Here is a 1,483-nt window from a genome sequence, read left to right as displayed (position 1 = left end):
ACCACCCACACCCCAAACAACTAGCACCGGCAGCCCACGACAGGACAAGGAAACCCACCAGCCATGCACACAACACCCCCACACCCCAGCCACCACCCTCGCCCCAAAAACCGGCGCCTGCAGGCAGGCCTTTTTGCTCTGCTGCTCGCCGCCTCGGCCCTGACCGCCTGCACCCACAACACCAACAACGCCACCGGCATCCCCACCTACGACCCCGAAGCTATGGCCTCGGCAAAGGCCTCGGAGTCGGCCGCGGCAGCTTCGGCGTCTGCGTCCGCTGCGGCCTCGGCGTCGGCCGCGGGCGTAGTGACAGCCGAGTCACTGTCCACCGACCGCTACGAAGTCACCTCCATCCCCGAGGACCTCGACGAGCAGCAAACCGAGATCCTCAAGGCCTTCATCAACTACGACCAAGTCACCTGGAACATCTGGTTCACCCGCACCGGAGTCGAAAACGCCCAACCAATCACCACCGACGAGGAATACCAGTACATCAAAGAGAACTTCGATTCAGTCGGGGGTGGGAGGACCGACGGGACGGTGAGGGTGTCGATAGATTCAGTTAACATCGCGTCTTCGTATTCAACGGAAATACGAGCCGAGATTCAGCTATGCGACGACCAGTCGGACCTGGTTGCCTATGACCTCGACGGCAACGACGTCAGCAACCCCGAGACTCTACAAGGCCGCTATAAGAAGATCGTCACAATGGTTTTGGAAGACGGCACCTGGAAAACGGCCAAAGAGCAAGCGCTTTCAGCTAACGAGTGCACGGTGTAAGTCATGGCAAGTTGGAACAAGTTATCGAGAACAGCAGCGGTCTTGTGTCTCCTCATCGTCAGTATGCCAACATGTTCTGCATATGCAGCGGACGTCCAGGATACTGATACGACCGGGTTGTCGTCTGGTTCGGTGTCGTCGGGGTCTGATGGTTCGGTGACGGTGTCGGTGACCGCGGTTTATACGTCGGCCGCCGCCGACTCTTCGGGATCGGACGGGACTGCGCTCACCTCGTCGCAGTCAGTGAGTGCGAGTGTGCATCCGGTGTGCTGGTATGAGCAGAGCGACACTGGTGCGGAACGGGCCGAGTGGATCGAGTCCGGGAAGGCTGCGGAGTACCTGCGGTTCACCCGCGGCGAGACCCTGGACAAGTACAAAACCCACTTCCCAGACTACGACTCATACGCCGACGACACCGACGGCCACTGGTACATCCCGACCTGCTCAGCAGAGTACATGGCCGATGATGACAAGCGCAGCATTGAGGAAGTCACCGACGCCTACCTCGCCGACCACGACCCGGTCTACGTACCAGCCGGTCAGGCAGCCCCCGAACCCGAAATCGATGGCGCCACGCTGGCCCGGGCGGCCTGGGATGCAATCACCATCCCGACGGCGACGATCGAGTACAACCCCACCGTGGGCGAGTCACGGGCGACGATTGTGGGCATGGACACCTGGATCTGGGCCACCGGCGACACCC

At 61.1% G+C, this 1,483-nt stretch carries 1 protein-coding gene and 1 pseudogene; both read left to right on the top strand.

The window, feature by feature from the left end:
• The first annotated feature begins 63 nt into the window (after positions 1-63).
• Positions 64-780: a hypothetical protein gene (locus RWX45_RS00935; RefSeq protein WP_316021920.1), complete on the top strand. Its 717-nt coding sequence runs from the start codon at positions 64-66 to the stop codon at positions 778-780.
• A 264-nt stretch (positions 781-1,044) separates the two neighbouring features.
• A pseudogene (locus RWX45_RS00930) lies at positions 1,045-1,483 on the top strand (hypothetical protein); the annotation flags it as partial.

The organism is Actinomyces sp. MRS3W (assembly GCF_032465695.1).
Classification (GTDB): Bacteria; Actinomycetota; Actinomycetes; order Actinomycetales; family Actinomycetaceae; genus Actinomyces.
This window is presented reverse-complemented; position numbering and strand designations above follow the sequence as displayed.

Excerpts from the sequence above, each read along its gene's own strand:
- RWX45_RS00935 (WP_316021920.1), top strand. The coding sequence starts at position 64 with ATGCACACAACACCCCCACACCCCAGCCACCACCCTCGCCCCAAAAAC.